This is a genomic window from Mucilaginibacter flavus (assembly GCF_030409315.1).
Classification (GTDB): domain Bacteria; phylum Bacteroidota; class Bacteroidia; order Sphingobacteriales; family Sphingobacteriaceae; genus Mucilaginibacter; species Mucilaginibacter flavus.
In genome coordinates this window covers 36,765-62,491 of record NZ_JAUFPS010000026.1, presented here as the reverse complement: position 1 = coordinate 62,491, position 25,727 = coordinate 36,765, and the positions used below count along the sequence as shown (strand labels likewise).

The window sequence follows — 25,727 nt, the reverse complement described above, 5'->3', positions numbered from 1 at the left end:
AGTATCGCTTATATTAGAAAAATGAATTAATTTTGTGCAAATCATTAGAAAAACTAATACATGAATATTGCACTCCATCATTTTCGTTTAGTTGATACTATTTCAAAGGAAGGATCGCTCACCAAAGCGGCCGCAACTTTGCGTCTTACCCAGTCGGCACTGAGCCACCAATTGAAAGAATTGGAGCGCGAAATGGAGATTGAAGTTTTTCATCGCCAGGGTAAAAAACTCCATCTTTCTGAACAGGGCTACCGCTTTTTGAGGAGCGCCGAAAGGATACTTGCCGAGATCAATTCTTTGGAAGAAGACATCCAGAATTACAAGAACGGCAAAACCGGAAAACTCAGCATCAGCATGCAATGTTACACGGCTTACCATTGGCTGCCGGGCATCATCAAATATTACAAAAACCGCTGGCCTGATATCAATATCCACATTTTATCGGATGCAACGCGCCGCCCACTGGAGTATTTGATACGCGGAGAATTGGATATTGGCATTGTGCGTACGCAGATGATCAACACCAAAATTACGTACGAACCCATCTTTGAAGACCACCTTGTGGCGGTGATTTGCAAGGACCATCCACTGGCAAAAAAGAGCATAATCAGCGTTTCAGATTTCCAGGGCGAAGAACTCATTTTACCGTTATATGATCCATCATACCAGGATACGCCGGTGATAGAAGCGCTTATCCAGGCGCAGCAGGTAAGGCCCAAAACGCTGCACCGTATTCACTACACCGATGCCACCATCGAGATGGTAAACGCCGGCCTTGGAATAAGCGTAATGGCCGATTGGATTGTTGAACCATACCTTCGGGGTCGCAATATTGTTACACTACCATTACATCATACCATTGCGCAACGCACCTGGTATGCCGCCACCATTAAGCAAACACCCGCCATTCAAAACTTTTTGGAATGTTTAAAGATGCATTTCAAAATTAATGGCATGATTAAAGCCAAACCAGAGGCAGAGGTATTGTTGGAGATCGCGGGGGTGAGTTGAAAGGATAATGTTTGCGAAACCTATAGGCAGTTTGGTTTTTGAAAAGCATACTGGTTTCGCTGTATAAAACAGGTAACCGCTACGCGGCATTTTTTCGGGTTTGTTTCTGGCTACAAACAGGTAGCCGCTATGCGGCAATCTTGCATTTATAAAATATCCGCTGCCGCGTAGTGGCTACCTATTTGTAGAAATAATCCGTCAAACCAAATTATGCTCCGTAGGAGCTACCTGTTACTGCATAGGGGTATTAATAAGACAAAAAAATAAATTCCTACCTTTGCAGCAATGCGAAAGATCCATGAATTTGTAAGGCGAACAATTTTCACCATCGTCGATTTCTTTTACAGTCCGTTTAAAAAGCTGATGCCGTTGCATACCTTCAGATACGCCGCTTGTGGTGGTGGTAATACGGTGTTGGATATTTTACTTTTCAGCGTGTTTTACAATTTTGTATATCAGAAGCAAAACCTGCATATAGGGGCTTATACGTTAAGTCCGCACATTGCTTCATTAATTTCTTCCTTTAGTATCTCTTTTTGTACCGGCTTTTATTTAAACCGTTTTGTGATCTTTCACGAATCAGGCCTAAGCAAGCGCGCTCAGTTATCCCGGTTTATAGTGGTTAACGCCATTTGTATAGTGCTCAATGTTGTGTTCCTGAAGCTGCTGGTTGACGGCCTTGGCCTGTACCCTACCCCGGCAAAAATTATTGCCACGGTGTTCATTATCTGCTTTAGCTATTTTAGCCAAACTTACTTTTTCTTTAAAAAGAAACCCGTGATTGAATAAGCATTTTGCTTAATACGAGCATTAATTAAAACTCATACCCACGCCCTACAACCGCCGGGAGTGACTGTGCATAAGTTAAGTATCAAACATTTTGTTGGTTTATCAGTTCCATTGTTGTTACAACATTAATATACCTACAAAATAAAGTTCACATTGACAGCATCATATAGCACCAGGTTTTCAAAATTATTAAAGGTATTACTGATCTGCTTTTTTGCAGGTATCGGCCAATACAGCTATGCCCAGGCGGGCCCGCCGGTTGATTCATTAAAGGCCGATTCGTTGCGTAAAGTAGCCCGCATAAAAAAAGTGGATAATTTTAACCAGCAATATGATTTTAACGATCTTACCCGCGCCATTTTTCATCCCGGCAAAAAGCCGGATACGTTGAAGAAAAAATCGGGCATTACGGTTATACCTAATATAGCGGCAAATCCCACCATTGGCGCGCAGATAGGGATTAAGGCAGTAGCCGGTCGTAAATTAGGGAATGATCCTAATACATTGCTATCCGTTGCGGCAACATCGGCATCCATCACCACCAAGGGCATTATTTACTTTTACGTAAACCATAATATATTCACTCCCGGTAATAAATACAATTTTCAGGGCAGCATAGTAGCGGCAAAAACTGTAACACCAGATTATGGAATAGGCATAGGGCGCGAAGTTGAAGGTGGTACAGCTAACGACAAAATCCTGGCCGACCCAACACACAAGGTTTACGCCCTGCATTCGCAATATTTTAATTTGAGAGAAAAGGTTTATAAAGAGGTGGAGAAAAACCTCTTTGTAGGTGCCGGGGTTTCATTTGATATCAGGCGGAAGATTACCCAGAAAGATACCACCTTTGATGGTACCCCATCAAGCGTTTATAATAACGAACATGGTTTGCCGCAAGATCATTACTCGGCCAACGGTTTCCTGTTCAACGTAGAATACACCACCCGCGATAATCAAAACCGGGCCTATAAAGGCATTTATGCCGATGCCGGTTTCAGGATCAATCAAACCTGGATAGGCAGCACCAAAAGCGCGGTACAGTTTACAACAGATTTCAGGAAATATTTCAGTTTAAGCGAAAGCCATCCCGAACATGTAATTGCCATCTGGAACTGGGGATCATACTTGCTTAGCGGTACCTTACCCTATTTGGAGTTACCCGGTACCGGTAAAGACGGCTCTTTTCGCAGCGGCCGGGGTTATACTGCTACCTATTTTAAAGGCACCCAGTTTAACGATACCGAAGTTGAATACCGCTTTCCTATTTTACGTAACAAATTTTTAAGCGGCGTTACCTTCTTCAGCATGCAAACCGCTAATGACGAACAAGGCACAAAACTATTCCAGGTATTTCAACCCGGTGGCGGCGCCGGCCTAAGGGTACTATTTAACAAAGCTACACGCACCAATCTTTGTCTTGATTATGCTTTTGGCAAATATGGCAACAAGGGCTTCTTTTTGGGATTGAATGAGGCGTTTTAGTTAGAGGATAAATGTTTTAGGGTAAACTCGTGAAGTGAAATACTTTTCCCTGCTTCATACTGCTTTATTCCTTCTCTGACACTTTCCGAAACATGCGCAGGCAACTTGGCTGGATTAATTTTGGATGATGTTTTATCGTCATTCAACATGTCTTTCCTTACAAAACCCTTGCTGCTGCTCATAGCAACAAATATACAAACGTATATCAAAGTCAAACAAAGTCAGTATAGAATTCTCTTTACAATTAGTCATTCTCCTCCCCTCCGTCATCCCTATGTTAAATCATATCCGCCAGTTATTTACACTGAGTTAATAATAAATAGCTTTTTATATCTTCGCTTTTCAAAAATCTCCGTAAATAGGGCTAAGGTGTTTTTAAAGATCCCGATTTTATAAAAGATCAATCACCTCCTGCCCGGCCCAATTTTCGGATCAACAAAAAGCATCATCTTATGGCTGATAAATTAAGGCTGCACGAATATAAAGTACTTTTATACCGGTTATTTTTAGGTTACGTATTCTATTTTATAGCAAGGGTTTTATTCTTTGCTTTTAACACTAATCTTTTCGCGGTCGACCATTTTTCAGAGTTAATGAAGCTTTGTTATTACGGGATGGCTTTTGATACCACCGCCTTACTGTACATTAACAGTTTGTTTTTAATACTGAGCGTGCTGCCTTTAACCATCAACACCAGGCCAGGCTATCAAAAAGGACTTACCATTTTATATTTTGTTACCAACCTGCTGGCCTACGCCACCAATTTTATTGACATCATTTACTATCGCTTTAGCCAGGTGCGGTCAACCAAAGCTACACTTGATGTTTTGAGCGACGAAACCAATAAAAAAGCCTTGTTTGAGCATTTCTCGGGCACTTACTGGTACATCATTTTTATATTTATCATTTGCTGTTTTGCCTGGGTGTGGCTTTATAAACTGGTTAAAATTAAACCGCAGCCTGTAAAAGATGCAAAGGTTTACTTCCTATCATCCATTGTATCTTTTTTACTGATAGCCGCTTTAACCGTTGGCGGTATCCGTGGCGATTTTGCGCACAGCACCCGCCCCATCAATATGGTTGATGCCTACAAACATGTAACTGTACCCAACCAGGGCGATATTATCCTGAACACGCCTTTCGCTATTTTAAGAACACTTAGCGCCAATAATTTCAAACTCCAGCATTTTACCGACGAGGCTTATATCAACGCTAATATCAAGCCTATCAAACAATATAACGGCAACCCGGCAGTACGACCAAACGTAGTGGTGTTTATCCTGGAGAGTATGGCCCGCGAATACTGGGGCAGCATGAACAGGAATACGCAGATAGCCAATTTTAAATCGTACACTCCGTTTTTAGATTCCTTATCAAACAGCAGTTTAATATTTACCAACGCGTATGCCAACGGGCGGCAGTCTATCCACGCCATGTCATCCGTTTTGGCCGGGATTCCTTCTTTTCAAACGGCTTTTACGTCATCGCCGTATGCCAAGCAAAAAATCCAATCGCTGGTATCTATTTGCGATACCATGGGTTATCAAACGGCCTTTTTCCATGGGGCGGCAAACGGCTCGATGGGTTTCCAGGGCTTTGGCAATATCCTTGGATATAAAAACTATTACGGGCGTACAGAGTATAATAATGATGCTGATTTTGACGGCATCTGGGGTATTTGGGACGAGCCGTTTTTCCAATTTATGGGTCGTACTATCGGCACACAAAAACAGCCGTTTTTAGCAACGCTGTTCAGCCTGTCGTCACATGATCCTTTCCAGATCCCTCAAAAATATAAGTCCCGCTTTAAAGGCGGACCGCTGCCGATTGATAAATGTGTGCAGTATTCAGACAATGCTTTGCGCCGGTTTTTCAACTACGCCAAAACCCAGCCCTGGTACAATAACACTATTTTTGTAATCACTGCCGATCATACAAGTCAAACTTATTATCCCGAATACAGCAAATCCATTAATCGCTTTGCTGTGCCTATCCTGTTCTTTAGCCCAAACCCAGCTTATGGATTAAAAGGCGTGCGTACAGATCTGGCGCAGCAAATGGATATTTATCCTTCTATTGTAGATTTGATAGGCTACCATAAACCATTCCGCTCATGGGGTCGTAGTTTAATCAGCAACCTGCCAACAGAAACACCGCGGGTAATCAATTCAACCGGTAACATCTGCCAGTTTATGCAGGGCAATTACATTTATTTGTTTGATGGGAAAAACATCACAGGCATTTTCGCTGCAAAGGATAAAGGGCTGGAGAAAAACCTGCAAAATGGCAACATCAACGCTGAAATGAATAAAGGTATGGCCGATTGTAAAGCCCTGATACAGGATTATGCGGATAGGATTGTGAATAAGAAGCTGAATCCGTAGGCTAATCAAGCTTAAACTAACCAAGGGACGACTCACCCCGAACATCGCTGCGCTCGTTCTCGCCCCTCTCTCCGACTGCGTCGCATAGAGGGGCGAGAAACAATTTTTCACCCTCTTTGCGGCTTGCCGGAGAGGAGGATCAGCCATCCGCTAAACAGCGGAGTAAAGCCGGGGTGAGTCGCAGCCTACATACAAAGTCGGCTGCAAGTTCCCCCTCCCTTCATTTCCAAACCTCTTCCAACCAAAAGAATTATTCACTATATTGGAGACTTAATTAGTTGACAATGACCTTCAAGCCTTTCTTCACATTTTGCCTTGCATTGGCATGCCCTTTTGTTTATGGCCAGCAAAAAGGATATTACCGTAGCCCCGCTATTTATAAAAACACGGTGGTGTTTACCGCCGAGGGCGATCTATGGAAATATGATATCACCAGCGGCACATCAACCCGGTTAACCACCAATAATGGTGTTGAACAAAACCCTGCAATTTCGCCAGATGGCAAGCAAATAGCGTTCACCGGCGAATACGAAGGCGTTGCCGAAGCTTATGTAATGAACATCGACGGTGGTGTGCCCAAACGCCTCACTTATGATTTTGATGCTTATGATATGCACATCTCCTGCTGGACAAAGGACGGCAAAATACTATACCGTACCGCCATCAACAGCTCGTTACCTATGCCGCAACTGGCAAAAATAGATCCTTTTACCTTAAAAAAGGAAACCGTTCCATTATGGCAGGCCTCCATTGGCTGCTACGATGAAGCCGGCGTACTGTACTTTACCCGTTTCCCCAACCAGGGGAGTAAAACCAAGCGGTACAAAGGCGGCCTGATAGAACAGGTTTGGAAGTTTGATGGCAAACAGGAAGCCGTTAGCTTAACAGGCGATTTCGATGGCACCAGCACCACCCCAATGCATTATAACGGCCGGGTTTATTTCTTATCGGACAGGACCGGCACCATGAATATCTGGTCGATGGATAAGGATGGTAAAGATCTTAAACAGCAAACCCAATCAAAAGGATGGGATTTGCAAAGCCCTTCTATCTACGAGTCAAAAATTGTTTACCAAAAAGGCGCCGATATATGGCTGTATGATATCAGTACCAATACTGAAAAGATGCTGGACATTAGCCTCGTATCTGATTTTGACCAGCGTAAACCCAAGTGGGTTAAAAGCCCAGTGGGCAGTATAAGTTATTCGGATATTTCGCCCAATGGTAATTATGTAGCCATTGTAATTCGCGGCCGAGTATTTGTATCACCTGCAAAAAGCGACCGCTGGGTTGAGATAAGCCGCAAAAGTGGTATCAGGGTTAAAGATGTGCATTTCATCAACGACAAAAGCCTGGCCGTGCTATCAGACCAGGGCGGCGAATACGAGGTATGGAAAATGAACGCCGATGGCAGCGATACTGCCAAACAGCTTACTAAAAACAGCAAAACCATTATCTCGCAGTTCGCGGTATCTCCTAATGGCAAATTGGTGGCCTATAATGATAAAAATGAAGTACTGCGCATAGCCGATGCCGCAACCGGCGAGGTGAAGTTTAAATACGATAAATCATACGGCGGCACCAATGAAATGGTATGGTCGCCCAATAGTTTGCTTTTAACGGTATCACAAAATATTGAGAACACCAGCATACAGATCAGCGTAATTGATACCCGTACCATGAAAATAACGCCGGTTACCACCACCAGGCTTAACAGCTATAGCCCGGCCTGGTCGGCAGATAATAATTGGTTGTATTTTGTGAGCGAGCGTAGCCTGAGATCGAAAACCCGGTCGCCATGGGGCCCAAGATCTCCCGAACCATATTATACGCAGGTAGGCAATATATACGCCATGCCTTTAGATACCGCTGCCAAATTTCCCTTCACACAAACCGATTCCTGGTTAACCGATTCTGTTTTTACCGCCTTAGCTAAAAAGGATAAGCCAAAAACAAATGATAAAAAAGCCAAAACTAAAGAAGCGCCCGCCAAGGTTTATGATTGGGAGCTGGCTAAAAATTCATTATACCAGGTGCCGGTAAAAAATAATAACATCGCGTCTGTCGCTGTAGCAAATGGGTATTTATATTGGCTGGATACCGGCCCGGACGGCGAGGACGACGGCGGCAAATTATTCGCACTTAAAATTGAGGAGAGTAAAAAGTATGAGCCAAGCGAAGTAGCAGCCAATGTTACCGGCTTTAATGTATCGGCCAGCGGTAAAAAGATCCTCATTAATTTCACCAACAAAGTATTAGCCGTAGCCGATGCCAATGGGGCGAAAGTTGATGTGGATAAAAGCAAAGTAGAACTGAATAACTGGGCTTTCACGGTTGATCCGCAGCAAGACTGGCTGCAAATGTTTAACGACGCATGGCGCATGATGCGCGATTACTTTTATGACCCCGACCTGCACAAGGTTGACTGGCTAACCGTAAAAAAACAATACGAGCCGTTGATGGCCCGAGTTACCGATCGTTACGAATTAGATGATGTGCTGGCCCAGATGGTTGGCGAACTATCGGCCCTGCACACGTTTGTATACGGCGGCGATAAACGTACCGCGCTGGATAAAATACAAACCGGCATGTTAGGTGCTAAACTGAGCAAAAACGCGAACGGCTTTAAAATAGAACACATTTATAAGGACGATCCTGACTATGATTTTTCATCGCCCCTGGATAAACCACAATTGAAGATTAAAGAAGGCGATATTATTACTGCGATAAACAACGTACCCCTAAAAGATGTAAATGACGTTGGCGAACTGTTAGGCAATAAAGTAGGCATCCCTGTAAAGCTAAACCTGCTGGATAAAAACAAAAAACCTTATGAGCAGGTGGTGCAGCCATTCTCGGCAAGGGAGGCCGAGAAGTTAAGGTACGATGAATGGGAATATACGTGCCGCCTTAAGGTTGATACTGCCAGCAAAAACGAGATTGGCTATATCCACCTGAAAGCGATGGGTGGCGACGATATGGACGCCTTTGTTAAGCAGTTTTATCCTGTATTTAACCGCAAAGGTTTGATCATCGATGTACGCGAAAACTTTGGCGGCAATATTGATAGCTGGATATTGGAAAAATTAATGCGCAAAGCATGGATGTACTGGCAAAATCGTTCGGGCGGTCCGTTTGGCAATATGCAGTATGCGTTTGCTGGTCACATGGTTTTATTGTGCGATCAGCAAACCGCATCTGACGGCGAAGCGGTGAGCGAAGGCTTCAGAAGATTAGGCCTGGGTAAAGTAATTGGCATGCGCACCTGGGGCGGCGAGATCTGGCTTTCGCAGGATAACCGCATGGTTGATAACGGCATAGCCTCTGCCGCGGAAACCGGGGTATACGGACTGGAAAGTAAATGGCTGATAGAAGGCCGCGGTGTGGAACCTGATATTGTGGTTGACAACCTCCCTTATGAATCGTTTAAAGGCAAAGACGCCCAGTTAGATGCCGCGTTAGAGTATTTGAAAAAACAGATTAAAGAACACCCGGTTGAGATACCTAAAGCGCCGGTGCACCCGGATAAGTCGTTTAAGTATTGATAGCAAAATTGGGTTTTGATAATATTATTTTGTGCGGGTTCAGATAAAAGGGCATATTATAAAAACTCCATTCTTTACCTGTCATGCTGAGGTACGAAGCATCTATTCATCAGTTTGCAAAGCGAACATGCATGATGCAGAATAGATCCTTCGTTCCTCAGGATGACAAATCTTTTTAATACGTTAGGGGTGGGTTCTATAACGCAATGATAAAAATTTCACCTTTACTTCTTCCCCGCCAAATTCAATACAAGGCCATTATCCTTAGGTATTACTCTAAAAACAGCGCCGTTATCGGGCTTTGAAAAAGAACCAGCCAGGGCCGATACCGTATAATTCAATCCCTCAAAACTACATTCAATTCCGTCGGTCCCTACTTTAGTAAATGGCAGTTTAACAGCATCCGCGGTAGTCATATCCAGGTACCATTTCACAGGCTGTTTGGTAATTACTTTTATGTTCACGGTGCGGGTATCTAAATCCATCACCAATGTGCCGTCAAAAGAAATTATGGGCCAGCTGATGTGCAACTTACCCGGCTCCTTATCGGTAATTACGGGCTTACCGCCGCTTATCAATGTTTCTTTGCCATCAATGATCGCTTTAAACCTAAGGCCGGCAATTTGCGATGGTTTGCTCCAGATGTAGCCATCTACAAAAGGCAGCGTAAAAAAAGTACACTCATTTGAGGTGGCTACCTTGGTTTCATATACCGATGGCAGGCTTTCATTAAATAAATGAATATCCCTGAAACTCAGGTTACCGTTTTCCCACAATAAATTAACCCGGTAAAAACGGCTGTTGAACCAAACCGTTTTACGGTCGCTACCCGGCAAATCTTCATTTACGGTTACAGCTGTTGATGGCGTAATTTTATAGTGAGCTTTAAACCACCTGCCCGATTCGGCCAACGTTTCTACTTTAACTTTCTTTGCATCGCGCAGGCGGGCAATTAATGGCATTTGAATGCCAAAACCCTTGGCCATGGCATCCCAGGTAAAAGAGTTTTCCTGCCCGGCCTGGGTGTAGGCAAACTCCATATCGGCACCCTGCACAAATTGTTTAAAATACCAGTTAACCCAGGTAGAATCGCCTCCCCCATCTTTATAAACAGGCTCCAGGGTAATCACACCCTGCCGCGTTGTACCCAGGCCGTTATCATATTGCCTAACGGGATCGCTGCCCAGCATTCTGAAAATAGGGACCGGTACCTGGTTATCTTCGTTTTGTGCCGGCATGTATGAGTTAATTTTGCTTGGATAATAAGCCTGGTTCCAATAACCGCCCCACATGGTGTAACCGTCGGTACCATATTGGTCTTTACAGTTTGCCGATGCCACAATATGGTATTTGGTGTACATATAAGCCAACGTATGCGCATCTATAAACCACGATGCTACCGATTTGGGATAATAACCAAAAATCTTTTTAAAATCGGCCATGTATACATCAGTTAGCTTTTCACGCTCGGCAGGTGTATAACCTGTAGCAAAGCCGATGTTGGCGCGCCAGTCCCATGGGTAACGACCGCGCCATTTCATACCGGCTCGCTCAACCATTGGCTGCGGAATTTCCCACCATGCGCCAATTTCAAACGAGTTGCGTGGCAAACTTTTTAAAAGCTTTTGATAGCGGGCGTCCATCAACGCGTCATACTGCAACAAAAAGGTACCACCCAGGTGATATTTTTTCATCATCTCTACCTGTTTCACCACGGTTTGATAAAGCACGTCCTGGGTAATAGCAGGATCTCGTGGTTCCAGCAAACGTATAAAGTTGACGATATTGACAATTTTGGGGTGATCTTTTATTGGTTCTCTTTCAGGCTTATCAGCCACTTTAAAAGAACAAATAACAGTGGTGATCATTCCCAAAAATGCGAATGTCACCCAGTTAACGATAGCCGTACTTTTTAATTTAGTCATACAATGTAGTTAAACACGGCTTCCGCAGGGTTGGGGTACCGGTTAGGTTTTTTATAGATGTTTTACAGTTTAACAGGCAATTTATAAAAAGGTGGGAGATTTGCTGTCCTGTACTATCTTTTGAAACGGAATACTACCGAAGCGGCTTATCTATTTTAGATACGAATATTATATTAGCACCCATAACTTCAACCGAGATGAAAAACGAATACAAATTATTGATATCAGGATTTGTAGCAATAACGCTTTGTGACGCCATTGGCTCCATTGCATCACGTCAATTTGTTTTTAATTACGCTATTTTAGCGTTCATTTCTTTTACCATATATGCTGTGTTTGGTTTTTTAGGCACAAGAAGCAAAAATTTAAAAACAGGCATATTCATTGCAGCATGTGTAGGCTTTTTTGATTCGACAATAGGCTGGGGAATTTCAACAATACTTCATGCAAACACTGGCAATGTGCAAGTCCACCTCACCCCAGTAATCTGGCTCACCGGCATGGCATTTACAACAATAACCGCAGCATTATCTGGCCTAATTGGCGGTGTGTTCACTAAAATTATAAAGGGCCGAAGCTAAAATTACTTTTTTCTGCTTCGCAATACCAATATCACCAGGAACGCTATTAATGGGGTAGTAAAAATGGCAAGCAAAATTGAGCCCCAATAGCCTAAAGCAGTATTTCTACCATAGTTACCTATCGCTATGAGTAAAAAAAACCAAATACTAAAACTATTAAAAGTTCTGGGGCTCCAATATTTAAAAAGGCTAATGTCATGATAAGGGTTTTGATACAAGTAAAGATATCAAAGTAAATAGGTTAATAGTTATCCCTTGATAAATTATACTGATGTAATAAGTTGAGCTCCGCTGGAGCTCTAAAAGTGGTATTATAATGTCTCTACAAAGCTTTCCCCCATGGGGTGCCTTTTTGGGCTTTTAATGTTGTGCCTTTATAAATTAAAATCCGACGGATAAGTTGTTCCAGAGGAACAAAAGCTTTGTAGAAATTTACACGCAAAAAAAATGTGCTCCGGCGGAGCACAACTTCTAAAATAAAATAGGTGGTAAATAGGGGCCCATATTTACCACCTATTTTCGCCTCGTTAATATTTTTTACCTATATCCCCAGCACCTGTTTCAATTTCACATACCCGGTTTTACTTACCGGGATCTTAGCACCCGATTTAAGGATGGCCAGGTGAGCGTCTTTTTCGTAAGGATCTATACGGGTAATTTGTTCTATGGCGATGATGTAGCTGCGGTGTACGCGCACAAACTTTCTTGAATCGAGGGTTTGCTCAAAAAAGCTCATGGTTTTATTTTTGAGGTATGATCCATCTTTGGTAATCACGCTCACATAATCGTCATCGGCCATCAGGTATTCAACATCGGCAACCGGGATAATTTTAACTTTGGTACCTGTTTTAACCACAATACGCTCATGTTGTGATGCCGATTGGGTAGCGGCAGTTTCCAGCAACTCTTCGGTTTGTTTAGCAATAGGTTTTTGAGGGGCTGATGCCAGGAATTTTTCAACAGCTTTGTTAAAGCGATCTTTACTAAAAGGTTTCAGCAGGTAATCAACAGCGTGGGCCTCAAATGCCTTTATAGCATACTCATCAAAAGCGGTAGCGAATATTACGGCAGGTGGGTTCTCTACTAACTCCAGCATTTCAAAACCGGTAATTTTGGGCATCTGGATGTCAAGAAAAACCAAATCGGGCTGGTGTTGCTGTATGGCTTTTAAACCTTCAAATCCATCATTACATTCGCCTATGAGTTCAATTTCATCTTTAAAACCAAGCAGGTATTCCATTACAACCATGCGGGCCAATGGCTCATCATCAATAATTAACGCGCGCTTCATACTTGAGGTACTTTTATTATGGTTGTAAATATATCATCATTTGCGTGAGTTTCCATCAGATCGTTACGGGCATATAACAAATATAGCCTGCGTTGTACGCCACGCAAACCAAAGCCGGTGCCCTTTTTGGGTCGGGATGTTTGCGGGTCATAAGGGTTTTGCACCATAATCACCAGGTAATGATCGTCCATTTCGCCGCGGATACTTACCGTTACCTCGCCGGTAGTATCATAAAGGCCAAATTTAATGGCATTCTCTACCAGGGGTTGCAACAACATACTTGGCAGCAAGGCCTGAGCACATTTGTCATCGCAGCTGATCTCGGTTTGCAAACGGTGACCGAAACGCACTTTTTCTATCTCCAGATATAAATTTAAGTGGGCAAGCTCATCGCAAAGCGGTACTTGTTGCTGATCGTCTTTTTTAAGGGTGCCGCGCAAAAAATCGCTTAACTGATGGATCATTTTTCTGGCCTCATCGGGTTTAAAACCTATCAGCGCGTTGATTGAATTAAGGCTATTAAATAAAAAGTGGGGCTGCAGTTGCTGGCGCAGGTTGTATAGCTCGGCATCGCGGGCCAGTTGTTCGGCTTCGGTTTTGCGCTTGAGTGTTTCTTTCTGATCGAGCTGCGAATACCACAACAGGCTGATCATAGCCATCCACCCTATTGCCAAAAAGTTGGTGAAAAACCTAACCGTGAGCGACAGGATCACAAAGTTGATATATACCTTATCGGTGTTTAACAAAGGCAGCAAATACCGGCAGCCAGCGGCACAGGTGCCGGCCAATGCCACTACCCATATAAAAAGGTTAATGTAGCTGCCCTTGCCCGGCTGGTAGTAGCGTAAATTGTTATTGATAAGCCAACAGGCCCCGGCAAGTAAAATGGCGCTCAGCAAACCATCAATAGTAGCGGTAAACCACAAAAAGCCAAAACTATGGATGATATAAGTTTGCAACGCGGCCCATACAAAGCCGCATGCAACAAATGCACCGTATAACCTTGAAGCAGAAAATGATGGTGTGGCCAAAACTAAGTTTCTCTCTGTTTAATTTTATTAATTAATTCCGTACACCAAGCAGGGCGGCCTTGTGGTGTGCCCAGGCAATGTAAAGGTCGGCATCCGGTGTTTCGTGGATGTTGTAATACAATTCGGTACCATCGGCAGGTTCGCTGATGCGGTTTAGTTCGGCCACATCAATAAATTGCCATTTAACGGTTTGTTTCTCTATATTTTTAAAGCTATCCTGGTTGGCATGGCCAATCTTATTTGCTTTTTCAAAGGCATTTAGCTCGGTTTCGGCTTTAATGAGGCGTAACTGCTCATCAAATTGCGCCTGATGATCGCCATCGCCGCTTATCACCCTGAAAACTAATTTTGCTACGTACCAGTTCATGTTATTATGTTATTATGTTTTTATAGATAGATTAATAACTACGGATATCAACTCCTGCAAAAATAGACACCCCCTTTAGCACCAGTATTTTACCATTAACGTTTGATGCAGTGCTTTTTATTCGCTTATCATCAACACTGGCAAAAACGGCGGCCAAATCTGATACTACCTGCCAGTTGGATGGTACGATGATTTTGGTACCACCAAAAATCTGGGTGATATCAAGGTACACCCTACCATTAATATCGGCTTGTGTAAAATCAAGTTCGGCGCCACCAAAAATGTTCACAATATCGCCACCTTTAAAGTTTTTACTCAGGATGGTTTTGTTAACCCCACCGAAGATGGATACGGTATCCAGGTAATCATCCCCATTATGGTGACCAAAAGGCGGCGTATTTGGTGATGTATAAGGGTCTTGCTGTGGCGGCGGTGTTTGATCGCCATCTTTCACGGTATAATCAACTTCGGGTGTTGTGCCAAAATCAAACTTTGGTTTCTCGGTTTTATTCCAAAAATCGGTATCGCCGTATTTTTTTTCCCATTTGCCACGGTGCTTTGTCCATTCGGCATCGCCATGTTTGCCGCGCCTTACTATCAGCCACATACCGAAACCGATGATAGCAATTGGCCAAACAACACGACTTGCATCCGGAATATTATTATCAAACAGAAAGATAACTCCTAAAAACACCATGATGGCCCATGATGAGTTTTTGAAATTGTGTTTGCCGCCAATGTAAAGGCCCCAGGCAATCAATATCATTGGCCAGCTAAACAACCAGCCAGGCAGAAAAAAGAAGGTAAGCTGTTTTAACAGCAATAAGCCCCCAACAACAAGCAAAATAATGCCGGCCATGGCTTTTCCTTTGTTGGGGTTGTTCGGAGAATTTATATCGTTGTTCATTTGGACTTTGCTATTTTAAATCATATCCAAAACTAAGGTAACATTATAGTTGAGCCAAACAAAAACTGGCGACATATTTAAAGAAATCGGTAAGAGTGCATGTTTTGTCGGTGAAAAATTTTGCTCTTCGATACGCGCTGCTCAACCAGCGACTTATTGGCCGCTTGAAATTCTCCGATCACAATATTGCCGGCTATTATAATCCACTATTATCGCTAAAATGCCGCAGTTTTATAAACCATGAACCAGGCGGTAAATTTTTATCAATCCCACCTGACATCTGCAATATCACCCAATAAATCAACTGATTATCAAAGTCATTACAGCGTCTAAAAACACTACAGGGTTTATTTTTTAAAACCAAAAACTATTTTTCAGGTTAAATTAACTATGAAAAAGACAATTTTAAGTTTAAGCCTCATCCTGTTTGCGACTTTGGGTTTTAGTCAGATTCTTAAACCTGTGAAAATTGATAGTGTGGTTACAGTATCACTTCCGGCAAACTTTATTAAGAAAGATACATTAGGTCAACAAATATATCAGGCAACTGCATCATTAGGATTTGTTGTTGTTATTAAGCAGCAAAACGCGGCAGATAACAAGCCCCTGAAAAAAGAAAAAGACCTTAAAAACGTATTTAAAACTTTTGCCGATGGCATCCAGAAACAATCGCACAATGGCAGTATCATGAACCCGCGCGATACAACCATTGGCCCTTTAGAGGCCCGTATTTTTACACTCAGGGTTGATAATAGTGGTTCAACAGGCGAAGCCCCCCAATTAAGGCAGTTCATATTGCTTTACACGCAGGATGCCACTTATACGTTTGAATACTTTTACCCCGAAGCTCGTGCCGAACTGGCCAAAGCGGAGTTAAAAGAGTTTTCGAGCTCAATAAAGGTATCAGATGTTAACCGTAAGGACCAGTATTTATCAAACGCCAAGGGCATGTCAACGCCGGTTAAAATAGGTTTGTATGGCGGTGTTCCACTAATTATCATTATCGCCATAGCAACATCTATCCGCAGAAAAAAACGCCTAGCGACCGAAGCTTAATATCAGCCTTCGGCGTTAAAATTTCATTAAGGTTATGCAAAATATTGGCTTAAACAGCCTTTGAGAGGCCGGGAAATCCCGGCCTTTTTTTGTGTAAACTATTTGAACTATATACACTTGGGCAATAATTAGCTAATGCAAAAAAATGATTATGTTTGGGAAAGGTTAACTAATTAGTTTCAATTAAATGTCGAAAAGCATATTTCGTAAAAAATCGGTTGCTAAAATATTACATGATGTTGAATGCGGTTTCGGCGATGGTGAGCACCCCGGGAGTGCTTCTACCCAACTCAAAAAAGAATTAAACGTACGCGATTTAACCTTGATGGGTATAGCCGCCGTAGTTGGTGCCGGTATTTTCAGCACCATTGGCGAAGCATCTTTTCAGGGTGGCCCCGGAGTTAGTATCCTTTTTGTAATCACCGCAATCACCTGCGGTTTTTCTGCTTTATGCTATGCCGAATTTGCATCCCGCATCCCTGTTGCGGGCAGCGCCTATACTTATGCCTATGCCTCGTTTGGCGAACTAATTGCCTGGATCATTGGCTGGGATCTTTTAATGGAATACGCCATCGGCAACATTGCTGTGGCCATTTCATGGAGCACCTATTTTGTGAACTTATTGGAAGGCTTTCACATTCATATGCCTGCCTATTTGTATACAGATTACCTATCGGCATTTAAGGCACACAATGAGGTGGCCCGGCTTACCGCCGCTCATGACCTGGCAAGCATTACCGATACGCTTAAAATAAACGCGTCGGCTTGGGCTACGGCTCCGGGTTTTGGCAGCTTTAAGTTTATAGGTAACATACCTGCATTAGCTATTGTTATTATTATTACCTACCTGGTTTATATAGGCATCCGCGAAACTAAAAAGGCCACCAACGCCATGGTTTATTTAAAAATAGCCATTGTTTTAGCGGTAATTGTTATCGGCTTTTTTTACGTAACTCCTGCCAACTGGCATCCATTTATGCCAAACGGTTTTGGCGGTGTTATGAAGGGTGTATCGGGTGTATTTTTTGCCTATATTGGTTTCGACGCCATATCAACCACGGCCGAAGAATGCGAAAGACCACAGCGCGATCTGCCACGTGGTATGATCTATTCCCTGGTAATTTGTACCGTGTTGTACGTTTTAATATCGCTGGTGCTTACGGGCATGGTAAGCTATAAAGACCTGCAGGTTGGCGATCCGCTGGCCTATGTATTTGCCAAAGTTGGGTTACACAATATTAGTTACGTGATATCCATCAGCGCTGTTATTGCTACGGCAAGCGTACTGTTGATATTCCAATTAGGGCAGCCGCGTATCTGGATGAGCATGAGTCGTGATGGCTTGCTGCCGAAGGTATTTTCAAAGATTCATCATAAATATCATACACCATCTTTTTCAACCATTGTTACTGGTTTTGTGGTGGGTGTTCCGGCTTTATTCCTTAACCTTACCGTGGTTACAGATTTAACCAGTATTGGTACCCTGTTTGCCTTTGTATTGGTGTGTGGCGGCGTGTTGTTGCTTCCGCGCGAATCTGCTGTGAAAGGAAAATTTCATTTGCCTTATATTAATGCACAGTGGATAGCGCCTGTTGTTTATATTGTTTGCCTGGTAATTTTCTGGAAACAATTTCTTGGCCTGTTCTCGGGCGAGAACATCCACCAAAAATTTCCTTTCTTTTTGTTCATCATCCTATCAACCAGTTTAACAGTATTAGCTTTTGTTAAAAAGTTATCGCTGATTCCTGTTTTAGGCTTGCTGAGCTGTTTTTATTTAATGGCCGAACTCACTTACGATAGCTGGATACGTTTCCTGGTATGGCTGATAGTGGGCCTGGTTATTTACTTTACCTATAGCTATAAAAACAGCGCCTTAAACAAAGAAGGTAGCGCGATTGGTGAGTAGCGATGTGGTGGTGAATGGTGAGTAGTGAAAGGTAAGTTTAGTCTTTTTTTATTTGTGGCACTCAGCTAATATTTTCAACCATATAATTCTTTGTTTATGTGGACCTGTCCCATTTGCGAACGAGCATTTTCAAATACCAATCAGGTACATTCCTGCCGTGAACGCGATCTTGGCGATTATTTGAAAGGAAAATCTGAACATACCGTTGAGCTATTTGATCACCTCATCAACGAGTACCTGCAAATGGCTCCCATTAAGGTTTACCCCACCAAAAGCATGATAGCGCTTGGCTTAAAAACTAATTTTGCCTACGTAACCCAGTTAGGCAAAAACTTTATCGACGTAGTTTTCCCCTTCCATGAAATTTATGCCGATAACCTATGCTTCAGCAAAATAAAAACCGTTCCGGGTACTAATCAGCACAATCATTATTTCAGGATGTATTTGAAAGAAGATTTGAATGAGGAGGTGAGGGGGTTTATGAAGATGAGCCTCAGCCTCACCTAAATCCTCTCCAAAGGAGAGGACTTTTGATTTGCGTTAGGGCAAGAAGTTTATAGCTAAAACTGACATCTGCAAACAAAAAGCCTGAATGAATAATCAACCTGGCAAAGTTTTATATTCTTCCATTTGTAATTAATAGCCAATCTGCAATTCCAAACATTTAGATATTTACTAAAAATCTAAACCTAATGGAAATCGGTAAAAAACTGGGATTTGAAACTGCTGATGTATTACTATGGGAGATACTTAAAGCCAACTCAAAAGTAAACAGACATAACCCAACTCCTGCCGAAAATATCCTATGGCAACTTTTAAGAAATAATAGTACCGGACATAAGATCAGAAGACAACATGCGATTGATGGATATATTGCCGATTTTGTATGCTTGGGCAAAGGCTTGGTGATAGAAGTTGACGGAGATTATCACTTATATACCCAAGAACAGGATCAGTTAAGAACAGCGATTTTAAATGAGAAAGGTTTTGATGTGATTCGTTTTAGCAACAATGATGTGATCACAAAGCCCCAATCCGTATTCATAAATATTAAAGCCAAACTGGATGCGCAACCCAACAGAACCTTAACCTAATTGAATTAAAGTCAATAATTTAAGATAATTTTAAACAAAAAAGCCAGGCTGAAGAATCAACCCGGCAAAATCTTCTAAACCTTGCAATTCAAAGTCCTCTCCTTTGGAGAGGATTTAGGTGAGGCTCTTAATTTACCCTATGTATCTCTATAGCCTCAGGTATGGAAAGCATCAAAGGAACCTTCTCAACCGTTACGAAGCTCAGGTCGAGACCGAAGCCGCGCTCTTCTGAAAGACTTAAATGTTTCAGGTAACTATACAAATCCATCACAAAACGTTCGTAAAACGACAAGCTGTGTGAGCGGGAGAACAGTTTTTCGATCACTACAAACCTAAAATCGCCTACAATTTTGTGCTTGTTTAATGATTTGTAGTTGCTGGTAATATCTACCTCGCCTTTTTTTACCAGGTCTTCAACAACACGTCTGAATAACAGGTTTATTTGTTGCTCAACCCTAAAGCCAAGTTTAAAGTCGATACGGATCAGTTTGTTCGGGATCAAAAAGTCTACCTCGTATTCGCGTTTGTAAGGCTCATCCACCACATCAACGTGTACCAGCCAGTAAACATCTGCACGTTTAGGCGATTTTTGTAAAATGGAATAGATAATTTTCGATTCAATTTCCGAGTTAAAATTGGCGCTGGTTAAATACACCAGTTGTGAAGCATACTTGGGAACGCTTTCGTCGGCACTTAGTTCATTAATGATGTTATAGTAATCATCAATACTTACAAACTTCACATATCGGTTACGGATTTTGCGGGCGGTGTGCCATGTCCACATAACAATGAACAGTATTAAACCAATTGATAGCGTAAACCAGCCACCATGTAAAAACTTAACCAGGTTACCGGTAAGGAAGGTACCTTCAATAACCAGGTAAACCGCCAAAAACGTATTGATAATATAGGCAGGTACCTTTTTGCGTTTCAGGAATTTTGATACAAGTATGGTGGTCATGAGCATGGCCACGGTAATACTTAAGCCGTATGCCGCCTCCATCTTATCAGAATGGCGGAAAATTAATACCACCCCGATACAGCCGGCCCACAGCAACCAGTTAACGCTTGGTACATACAACTGCCCCTTTTGTTCTGATGGGTAGTTGATACGCACTTTGGGCCAAAGGTTAAGCCTAACGGCCTCGGCAATCAGTGTAAACGAACCCGAAATTAAAGCCTGGCTGGCAATGATAGCCGCAACGGTAGCGATACCGATACCAAATACTAAAAACCACTCGGGCATTATTTTGTAAAAAGGGTTATTGATGTTCAGGTCCATGATGGCTCCGTTACTTTGAAGCAACCAAACCGCCTGGCCAAGGTAGTTTAAAATTAAGCAGGCCTTAACATATACCCAGCTGATACGGATATTTTGTTTACCGCAATGGCCCAAATCTGAGTACAATGCCTCGGCCCCTGTGGTACATAAAAATACGGCGCCTAATATAATGAACGCGCTGTGGCTGCTGCTTGAACTTAATAACTGGTATGCGTAATACGGATTTAACGCCCTTATTATCCCTGGCGATTTAGCAATATAACTGATACCCAATACGCCCATCATGGTAAACCAGATAAACATAATTGGCCCAAAAGCTTTACCCACCAGCGATGTACCAAACTGCTGTATAATAAACAGCGCGGTAATAATGGCAATTACAATTTGTACGGTTGGTAAGTGTGGAATTTTGGTTTCTAAACCCTCTATAGCCGATGATATGGTAATAGGCGGGGTAATAATACCATCGGCAAGTAGCGCGCAACCACCTACAACGGCAGGTACAATGAGCCATTTTGCTTTACGACGTACCAGCGAGAACAGGGAGAATATCCCACCTTCACCTTTATTATCTGCGCGCAACGTAATAACCACATATTTTAAGGTGGTTTGTAATGTTAGCGTCCAAACAATGAGCGAAACCCCGCCAAGTATTAATGTTTCTGAGATGTGGTTTGTACCAACGATGGCTTTAAATACGTATAATGGAGATGTACCAATATCACCGTAAATTATTCCTAAACTGATAAGCAGGCCGGCAGCCGACAGTTTTTGCAGATCTTTATGATTTGACACTATGTGTTAGTTTGAGATCGCAAAAATATCATTTTTTTACATTTCAAAGTCAATTTAACAGAATACCGCAGGCAATTATTAGGTTTTTTATTAATAATGTAAATTTTACACCCGTTTAACATTTAATAATGAAGTATTTGAAAACGAGGAACATGTATTAATGAAAAAAATTAAAATTTAAACCAGGAATCATTTTAACAACCTTTCATTTTTGTAAAAAAACATAAACATAAATTAGCTTTTTTAGCAAAACTTAAATAGCTGTTAAACGTATAAGGGTTTTAAACATCTAAACTAAAAAACAGTGCCCATTGTTAAATTTTGTTAAAAAGTTTTACAAAAACGCCAATTTTATAGGCGATGAGGGCATTATTTATACTTTTGTAAAGTAAACTAATAATGAGGCGGAAAATCACTTACTCTTTTACTTTCACTTACGCATGGTTCGTATTAATTGCGATGGCAATTTTTATGAATTTTGCTTTTGTGGCAGCAGCGGCGCCTCTTAAAACTACCGCGCATATCCCTAAAGGTGACACCACCTATTTGCGCATGACCAAAAATAAAAACAGTAAGCCATCTTATTTAAAAAACGGATTACACCTGGTGCTGCCTCCTTTAAAACCAGCAGTAACATCAACCCAAAAAGTTACCGTATCCCGCCCGGATGATAAATTGCTTAATGATGTGCAGTTATATCCAAACCCGGTAACCGATCAAATCAATCTTAAATACACCGTAAGCCGCAACTCCAACGTAACCGTTAAGATTATGGACGTGCTGGGTAACGATATCACCACCGTATTTAACCAACGCGTTGAAGGCGGCGACCATGCCATAGCCTACCAAATCAACAACAAACTTAGCCGTGGATTTTATTTCGTGCGCGTTGTAGCCGGTACAGAATCTGTTATCAAGAGAATTTCGGTATTATAGTCATTGGTCATTGGTCATTGGTCATTGGTCATTGGTCATTGGTCATTGGTCATTGGTCATTGGTCATTGGTCATTAAGGCAAGTCGATTCTGCTGATGTTGTTTCAAAATTCTCAAATAAAAACTAATGACTAATGACAAGCGAAGCGACAATGACCAATGACGCGAAGCATAATGACTAATGACAGCGAAGCGCAATGACTATTTTTTTTTAGCTTTGGCGTTTACGCATACATCATATGAAGATAATTGCCATAGGCCGCAACTATGCCGAGCATGCTAAGGAATTAAATAACCCGGTGCCTACCACTCCGGTTATTTTTATGAAGCCCGAAACTGCCATTTTAAAAGATAACAAACCATTTTATCATCCCGATTTTTCGGAAGATATCCACCACGAGATTGAGATTGTATTAAAGGTAAGCAAGGAAGGCAAGCACATCAGCGAAAAATTTGCTGCCGGTTATTATGATGAAATTGGACTTGGGGTTGATTTTACCGCCCGCGATATACAAAGTAAACATAAAGAAAAAGGCCTTCCATGGGAATTGGCCAAAGCGTTCGACGGTTCGGCCCCCATCAGCGCTTTTGTACCCAAAGCTAAATTTGCAGATATCTATAACGTCAATTTTAAGTTAGATATCAATGGCGAAACCCGCCAGCAAGGCAATACCAGCAACCTTTTGTTCTCTTTTGAAAGCCTCATCGCTTTTGTATCCCGCTACATCACCCTCAAAAAAGGTGACCTGATTTTTACAGGAACCCCGGCAGGTGTGGGCAAAGTGGCCGTTGGCGACAGACTTGAAGGATACTTGGAAGATGAAAAAATGCTTGATTTTCTGGTGAAGTAAACTTTTGCAAGCGGAAATCACGCAGACGACTCACCCCGACGAGGCTACGCCCGTCTGCCCCTCCTCCGACTGCGTCGCATAGAGGGGCGAAAAAAACAAAAAAATGGGTTCACCCTCTATGCGGCTTTAGCCGGAGAGAGGGTCGGCCAGCGAAGCGTTGCCGGGGTGAGTCGTCGCCAACATACAGAGCTGATTGCAAAACATATGTCAATGGGCACAAATCAATAACAGAAAATAATTAGCAAAACCCCCAATCAGCCTTTTAAGCATGGTAAAAAAAAGAATCATCATTTTCTGCATATTACTTATAAGCATCTATACAAACCTTTCTGCGCAAACCATACAAAGCAGGGCTTACCCGCAAAACTATTTCCGCTACCCGCTTGATTTGCTTCCGCACACCACCGCCGGTTCTTTTGGCGAATTAAGACCGGCGCACTTCCACTCCGGGCTCGATTTTAAAACCAACCAGCGTATTGGTTACCCGGTTTACGCGGTGAATGATGGCTATATATCAAGGGTGAGGGTACAATATGGCGGTTTTGGCAGGGTTATATATATTACCCATCCTAACGGTTACACTACTGTTTATGGTCACCTATCAGCATTTACACCGGCTGTGGCTACTTTGGTAAAGGCTTACCAGTATGAGCACCAAACCTTTGAGGCCGATTTTAAATTGCAGCCTACACAGGTACCGGTTTGTAAGGATGATGTGGTAGCTATATCCGGTAATGCAGGCGCATCTGCCGGGCCGCATGTACACTTCGAGATCAGGGATACCCAAACCGAAGAAACCATTAATCCGCAGCTGTTTGGCTTAACCATTCCCGATCAGGTACCGCCTACCATTACTTCCATCGGCATTTATCATTTGAACGGCAACCCCTTCAGCGAAAAAACGCCGCGCGATTTTATGGCCGTTACCGGTGCAGCCGGTAATTATCACCTTGCCAAACCGCAAGTATTACACTTGAGCGGCAATATTGGTTTTGGCATCAATACCACCGATATGAATAGTACATCGGCCAATCATAATGGCATCTACTCGTTGGAGCTAAAACTTGATGGGAAAACGGTGTACACTTTTGCTGTTGAGCGTTTCGCCTTCGATCAAACACATGCCATTAATGCTTATATCGATTTTCCGGCGTATGAGCAATCGCGCAGGTGGATGCAGAAATGCTTTATTATGCCAGGCAGCCACATTTCATTGTATCCCCAATCCGTTAACCGGGGCATCATCACCTTTAATGATAACGCTCTGCACCATGTGGAATACGTGGTAAAAGATGTGGCCGGCAATACATCGTCCTTAAAGCTAAAAGTACAGGCAAGTCCGTTTACCGCAACAGCCAATAAAATAGCAGGCACCTTATTTCACTACGATAAAAAGAGCGAGTTTAGTACCGATAAGGTAAAGGTTACCGTTATGCCCGGCAATTTGTACGATGACCTGGATTTTATTTATTCCAACTCGGCCAAACCTGTTGGCGGCTATTCGTCCATCCACCATATCCATAACCGACTTACCCCTATTCATGAAAATTACGACCTATGGATAAAGCCCGAAGTTGATTTAGGCAAATATGCCGATAAAGCCGTAATAGTGAGCACCACCATGGGCTGCGTAGGCGGCTACTACCAGGATGGCTGGGTAAAAACGCAAACCAGTACGTTTGGCGATTACTTTATTAAAATAGACACCATTCCGCCGGTGATCCATCCGCTCAACATTCAAAATGGCAGCAGTATGAAACTGGCTCACAGCATCAACTTTAGGATGAGCGATAATCTATCGGGCATAAAAAGCTATTCCGGAACTATTGATAATAAGTGGGTTTTGATGGAATTGGATTATAAAACTAAAATTTTAAGCTATACCTTTAGCGGCGATATTGCGCCAGGTAAGCATACGTTTAAACTTACCCTGGTTGATAACAAAAATAACTTTGCAGATTTTACCGCAGATTTTTACAGATAAATATTAAAAGCATGTCAACATTGAAAGAAGGCGATAAAGCCCCCGATTTTACAGCTAAAGATCAAAACGGAAATACCGTTTCGTTGGCCGACCATAAAGGCAAAAATATCATCCTTTATTTTTACCCTAAAGATGATACCCCCGGCTGTACTGCCGAATCATGTGATTTTAGGGATAACTACCAATCATTACTAAGCAAAGGCTATGATGTAATTGGTGTAAGCACCGACGACGAAAAATCGCACAAAAAATTCGAGACTAAATACAACCTGCCCTTTACACTCATTTCTGATACCGAAAAAGCTATAGTTGAAGCCTACGGCGTTTGGGTGGAGAAAAACATGTACGGCAAACAATATATGGGCACTGCCCGCACCACCTTTATTATTAATGGCGATGGCATCATTACCCATTTAATTAGTAAAGTTGATACCAAAAATTCATCACAACAAGTGCTGGATCTTGTTAAATAATAAGTGTTAAAATAACAACAATTATTTTTTAGATT

Annotated in this window: 20 protein-coding genes; 14 read left to right on the top strand and 6 right to left on the bottom strand. The window is 42.3% G+C overall.

Going from position 1 to position 25,727, the window contains the following annotated elements; genetic code table 11:
• The first annotated feature begins 60 nt into the window (after positions 1–60).
• The 5 genes from QWZ17_RS10095 (at position 61) to QWZ17_RS10075 (ending at position 9,214) form a co-directional block, all read left to right on the top strand.
• Positions 61–1,011, top strand: a complete 951-nt coding sequence (locus QWZ17_RS10095; RefSeq protein WP_290305075.1) for a LysR family transcriptional regulator — start codon at positions 61–63, stop codon at positions 1,009–1,011.
• A gap of 285 nt (positions 1,012–1,296) precedes the next feature.
• Entirely contained in the window at positions 1,297–1,800 is a 504-nt protein-coding gene (locus tag QWZ17_RS10090; RefSeq protein WP_290305074.1) for a GtrA family protein, read from the top strand.
• Between the two features lie 153 nt (positions 1,801–1,953).
• Entirely contained in the window at positions 1,954–3,285 is a 1,332-nt protein-coding gene (locus QWZ17_RS10085; protein WP_290305073.1) for a BamA/TamA family outer membrane protein, read from the top strand.
• A gap of 452 nt (positions 3,286–3,737) precedes the next feature.
• A complete protein-coding gene (locus QWZ17_RS10080; protein ID WP_290305072.1) occupies positions 3,738–5,669 on the top strand; it encodes an LTA synthase family protein in 1,932 nt (643 codons plus the stop codon).
• Positions 5,670–5,953: 284 nt separating this feature from the next.
• A complete protein-coding gene (locus QWZ17_RS10075; protein WP_290305071.1) occupies positions 5,954–9,214 on the top strand; it encodes a S41 family peptidase in 3,261 nt (1,086 codons plus the stop codon).
• Between the two features lie 224 nt (positions 9,215–9,438).
• On the opposite strand, the gene QWZ17_RS10070 is transcribed toward QWZ17_RS10075, so the two are convergent.
• Positions 9,439–11,139, bottom strand: coding sequence for a DUF3863 domain-containing protein (locus tag QWZ17_RS10070; protein WP_290305070.1), 1,701 nt, complete (start codon positions 11,137–11,139; stop codon positions 9,439–9,441).
• 197 nt (positions 11,140–11,336) lie between these two features.
• Here QWZ17_RS10070 and QWZ17_RS10065 point away from each other — a divergent pair, with 197 nt between their 5' ends.
• Positions 11,337–11,720, top strand: coding sequence for a hypothetical protein (locus tag QWZ17_RS10065; protein ID WP_290305069.1), 384 nt, complete (start codon positions 11,337–11,339; stop codon positions 11,718–11,720).
• Between the two features lie 541 nt (positions 11,721–12,261).
• Here the strand turns inward: QWZ17_RS10065 and QWZ17_RS10060 are convergent.
• The 4 genes from QWZ17_RS10060 to QWZ17_RS10045 are packed head-to-tail and all read right to left on the bottom strand — an operon-like array spanning position 12,262 to position 15,316.
• Positions 12,262–13,011 (bottom strand): LytR/AlgR family response regulator transcription factor, encoded by a 750-nt coding sequence (locus QWZ17_RS10060; protein ID WP_290305068.1) that lies wholly within the window; start codon positions 13,009–13,011, stop codon positions 12,262–12,264.
• Complete coding sequence (locus tag QWZ17_RS10055; protein WP_290305067.1) at positions 13,008–14,042, bottom strand: sensor histidine kinase; 1,035 nt, start codon at positions 14,040–14,042, stop codon at positions 13,008–13,010. The genes QWZ17_RS10060 and QWZ17_RS10055 overlap by 4 nt, the downstream gene beginning before the upstream one ends.
• Before the next feature lie 31 nt (positions 14,043–14,073).
• Positions 14,074–14,409, bottom strand: coding sequence for a DUF4288 domain-containing protein (locus QWZ17_RS10050; RefSeq protein WP_290305066.1), 336 nt, complete (start codon positions 14,407–14,409; stop codon positions 14,074–14,076).
• 31 nt (positions 14,410–14,440) lie between these two features.
• A complete protein-coding gene (locus QWZ17_RS10045) occupies positions 14,441–15,316 on the bottom strand; it encodes a LiaF transmembrane domain-containing protein (RefSeq protein WP_290305065.1) in 876 nt (291 codons plus the stop codon).
• Positions 15,317–15,706: 390 nt separating this feature from the next.
• Between QWZ17_RS10045 and QWZ17_RS10040 the strand changes: the two genes are divergently transcribed.
• The 4 genes from QWZ17_RS10040 to QWZ17_RS10025 all read left to right on the top strand — a co-directional run bounded on the left by QWZ17_RS10040 (position 15,707) and on the right by QWZ17_RS10025 (position 19,372).
• Entirely contained in the window at positions 15,707–16,372 is a 666-nt protein-coding gene (locus QWZ17_RS10040; protein WP_290305064.1) for a hypothetical protein, read from the top strand.
• A 187-nt stretch (positions 16,373–16,559) separates the two neighbouring features.
• Positions 16,560–18,278 (top strand): amino acid permease, encoded by a 1,719-nt coding sequence (locus tag QWZ17_RS10035; RefSeq protein ID WP_290305063.1) that lies wholly within the window; start codon positions 16,560–16,562, stop codon positions 18,276–18,278.
• Between the two features lie 96 nt (positions 18,279–18,374).
• Complete coding sequence (locus tag QWZ17_RS10030; RefSeq protein WP_290305062.1) at positions 18,375–18,785, top strand: DUF5655 domain-containing protein; 411 nt, start codon at positions 18,375–18,377, stop codon at positions 18,783–18,785.
• Positions 18,786–18,970: 185 nt separating this feature from the next.
• Positions 18,971–19,372, top strand: a complete 402-nt coding sequence (locus tag QWZ17_RS10025; RefSeq protein WP_290305061.1) for an endonuclease domain-containing protein — start codon at positions 18,971–18,973, stop codon at positions 19,370–19,372.
• Positions 19,373–19,499: 127 nt separating this feature from the next.
• Here the strand turns inward: QWZ17_RS10025 and QWZ17_RS10020 are convergent, their stop codons facing one another.
• Complete coding sequence (locus QWZ17_RS10020; protein ID WP_290305060.1) at positions 19,500–21,449, bottom strand: KUP/HAK/KT family potassium transporter; 1,950 nt, start codon at positions 21,447–21,449, stop codon at positions 19,500–19,502.
• Between the two features lie 399 nt (positions 21,450–21,848).
• Between QWZ17_RS10020 and QWZ17_RS10015 the strand changes: the two genes are divergently transcribed.
• The 4 genes from QWZ17_RS10015 to bcp all read left to right on the top strand — a co-directional run bounded on the left by QWZ17_RS10015 (position 21,849) and on the right by bcp (position 25,692).
• Positions 21,849–22,385 (top strand): T9SS type A sorting domain-containing protein, encoded by a 537-nt coding sequence (locus QWZ17_RS10015; protein ID WP_290305059.1) that lies wholly within the window; start codon positions 21,849–21,851, stop codon positions 22,383–22,385.
• A 238-nt stretch (positions 22,386–22,623) separates the two neighbouring features.
• Entirely contained in the window at positions 22,624–23,235 is a 612-nt protein-coding gene (locus tag QWZ17_RS10010) for a fumarylacetoacetate hydrolase family protein (RefSeq protein WP_290305058.1), read from the top strand.
• 268 nt (positions 23,236–23,503) lie between these two features.
• Positions 23,504–25,219: a M23 family metallopeptidase gene (locus tag QWZ17_RS10005; RefSeq protein ID WP_290305057.1), complete on the top strand. Its 1,716-nt coding sequence runs from the start codon at positions 23,504–23,506 to the stop codon at positions 25,217–25,219.
• An 11-nt stretch (positions 25,220–25,230) separates the two neighbouring features.
• Entirely contained in the window at positions 25,231–25,692 is a 462-nt protein-coding gene (gene bcp / locus QWZ17_RS10000; RefSeq protein ID WP_290305056.1) for a thioredoxin-dependent thiol peroxidase, read from the top strand.
• Positions 25,693–25,727: the final 35 nt, after the last annotated feature.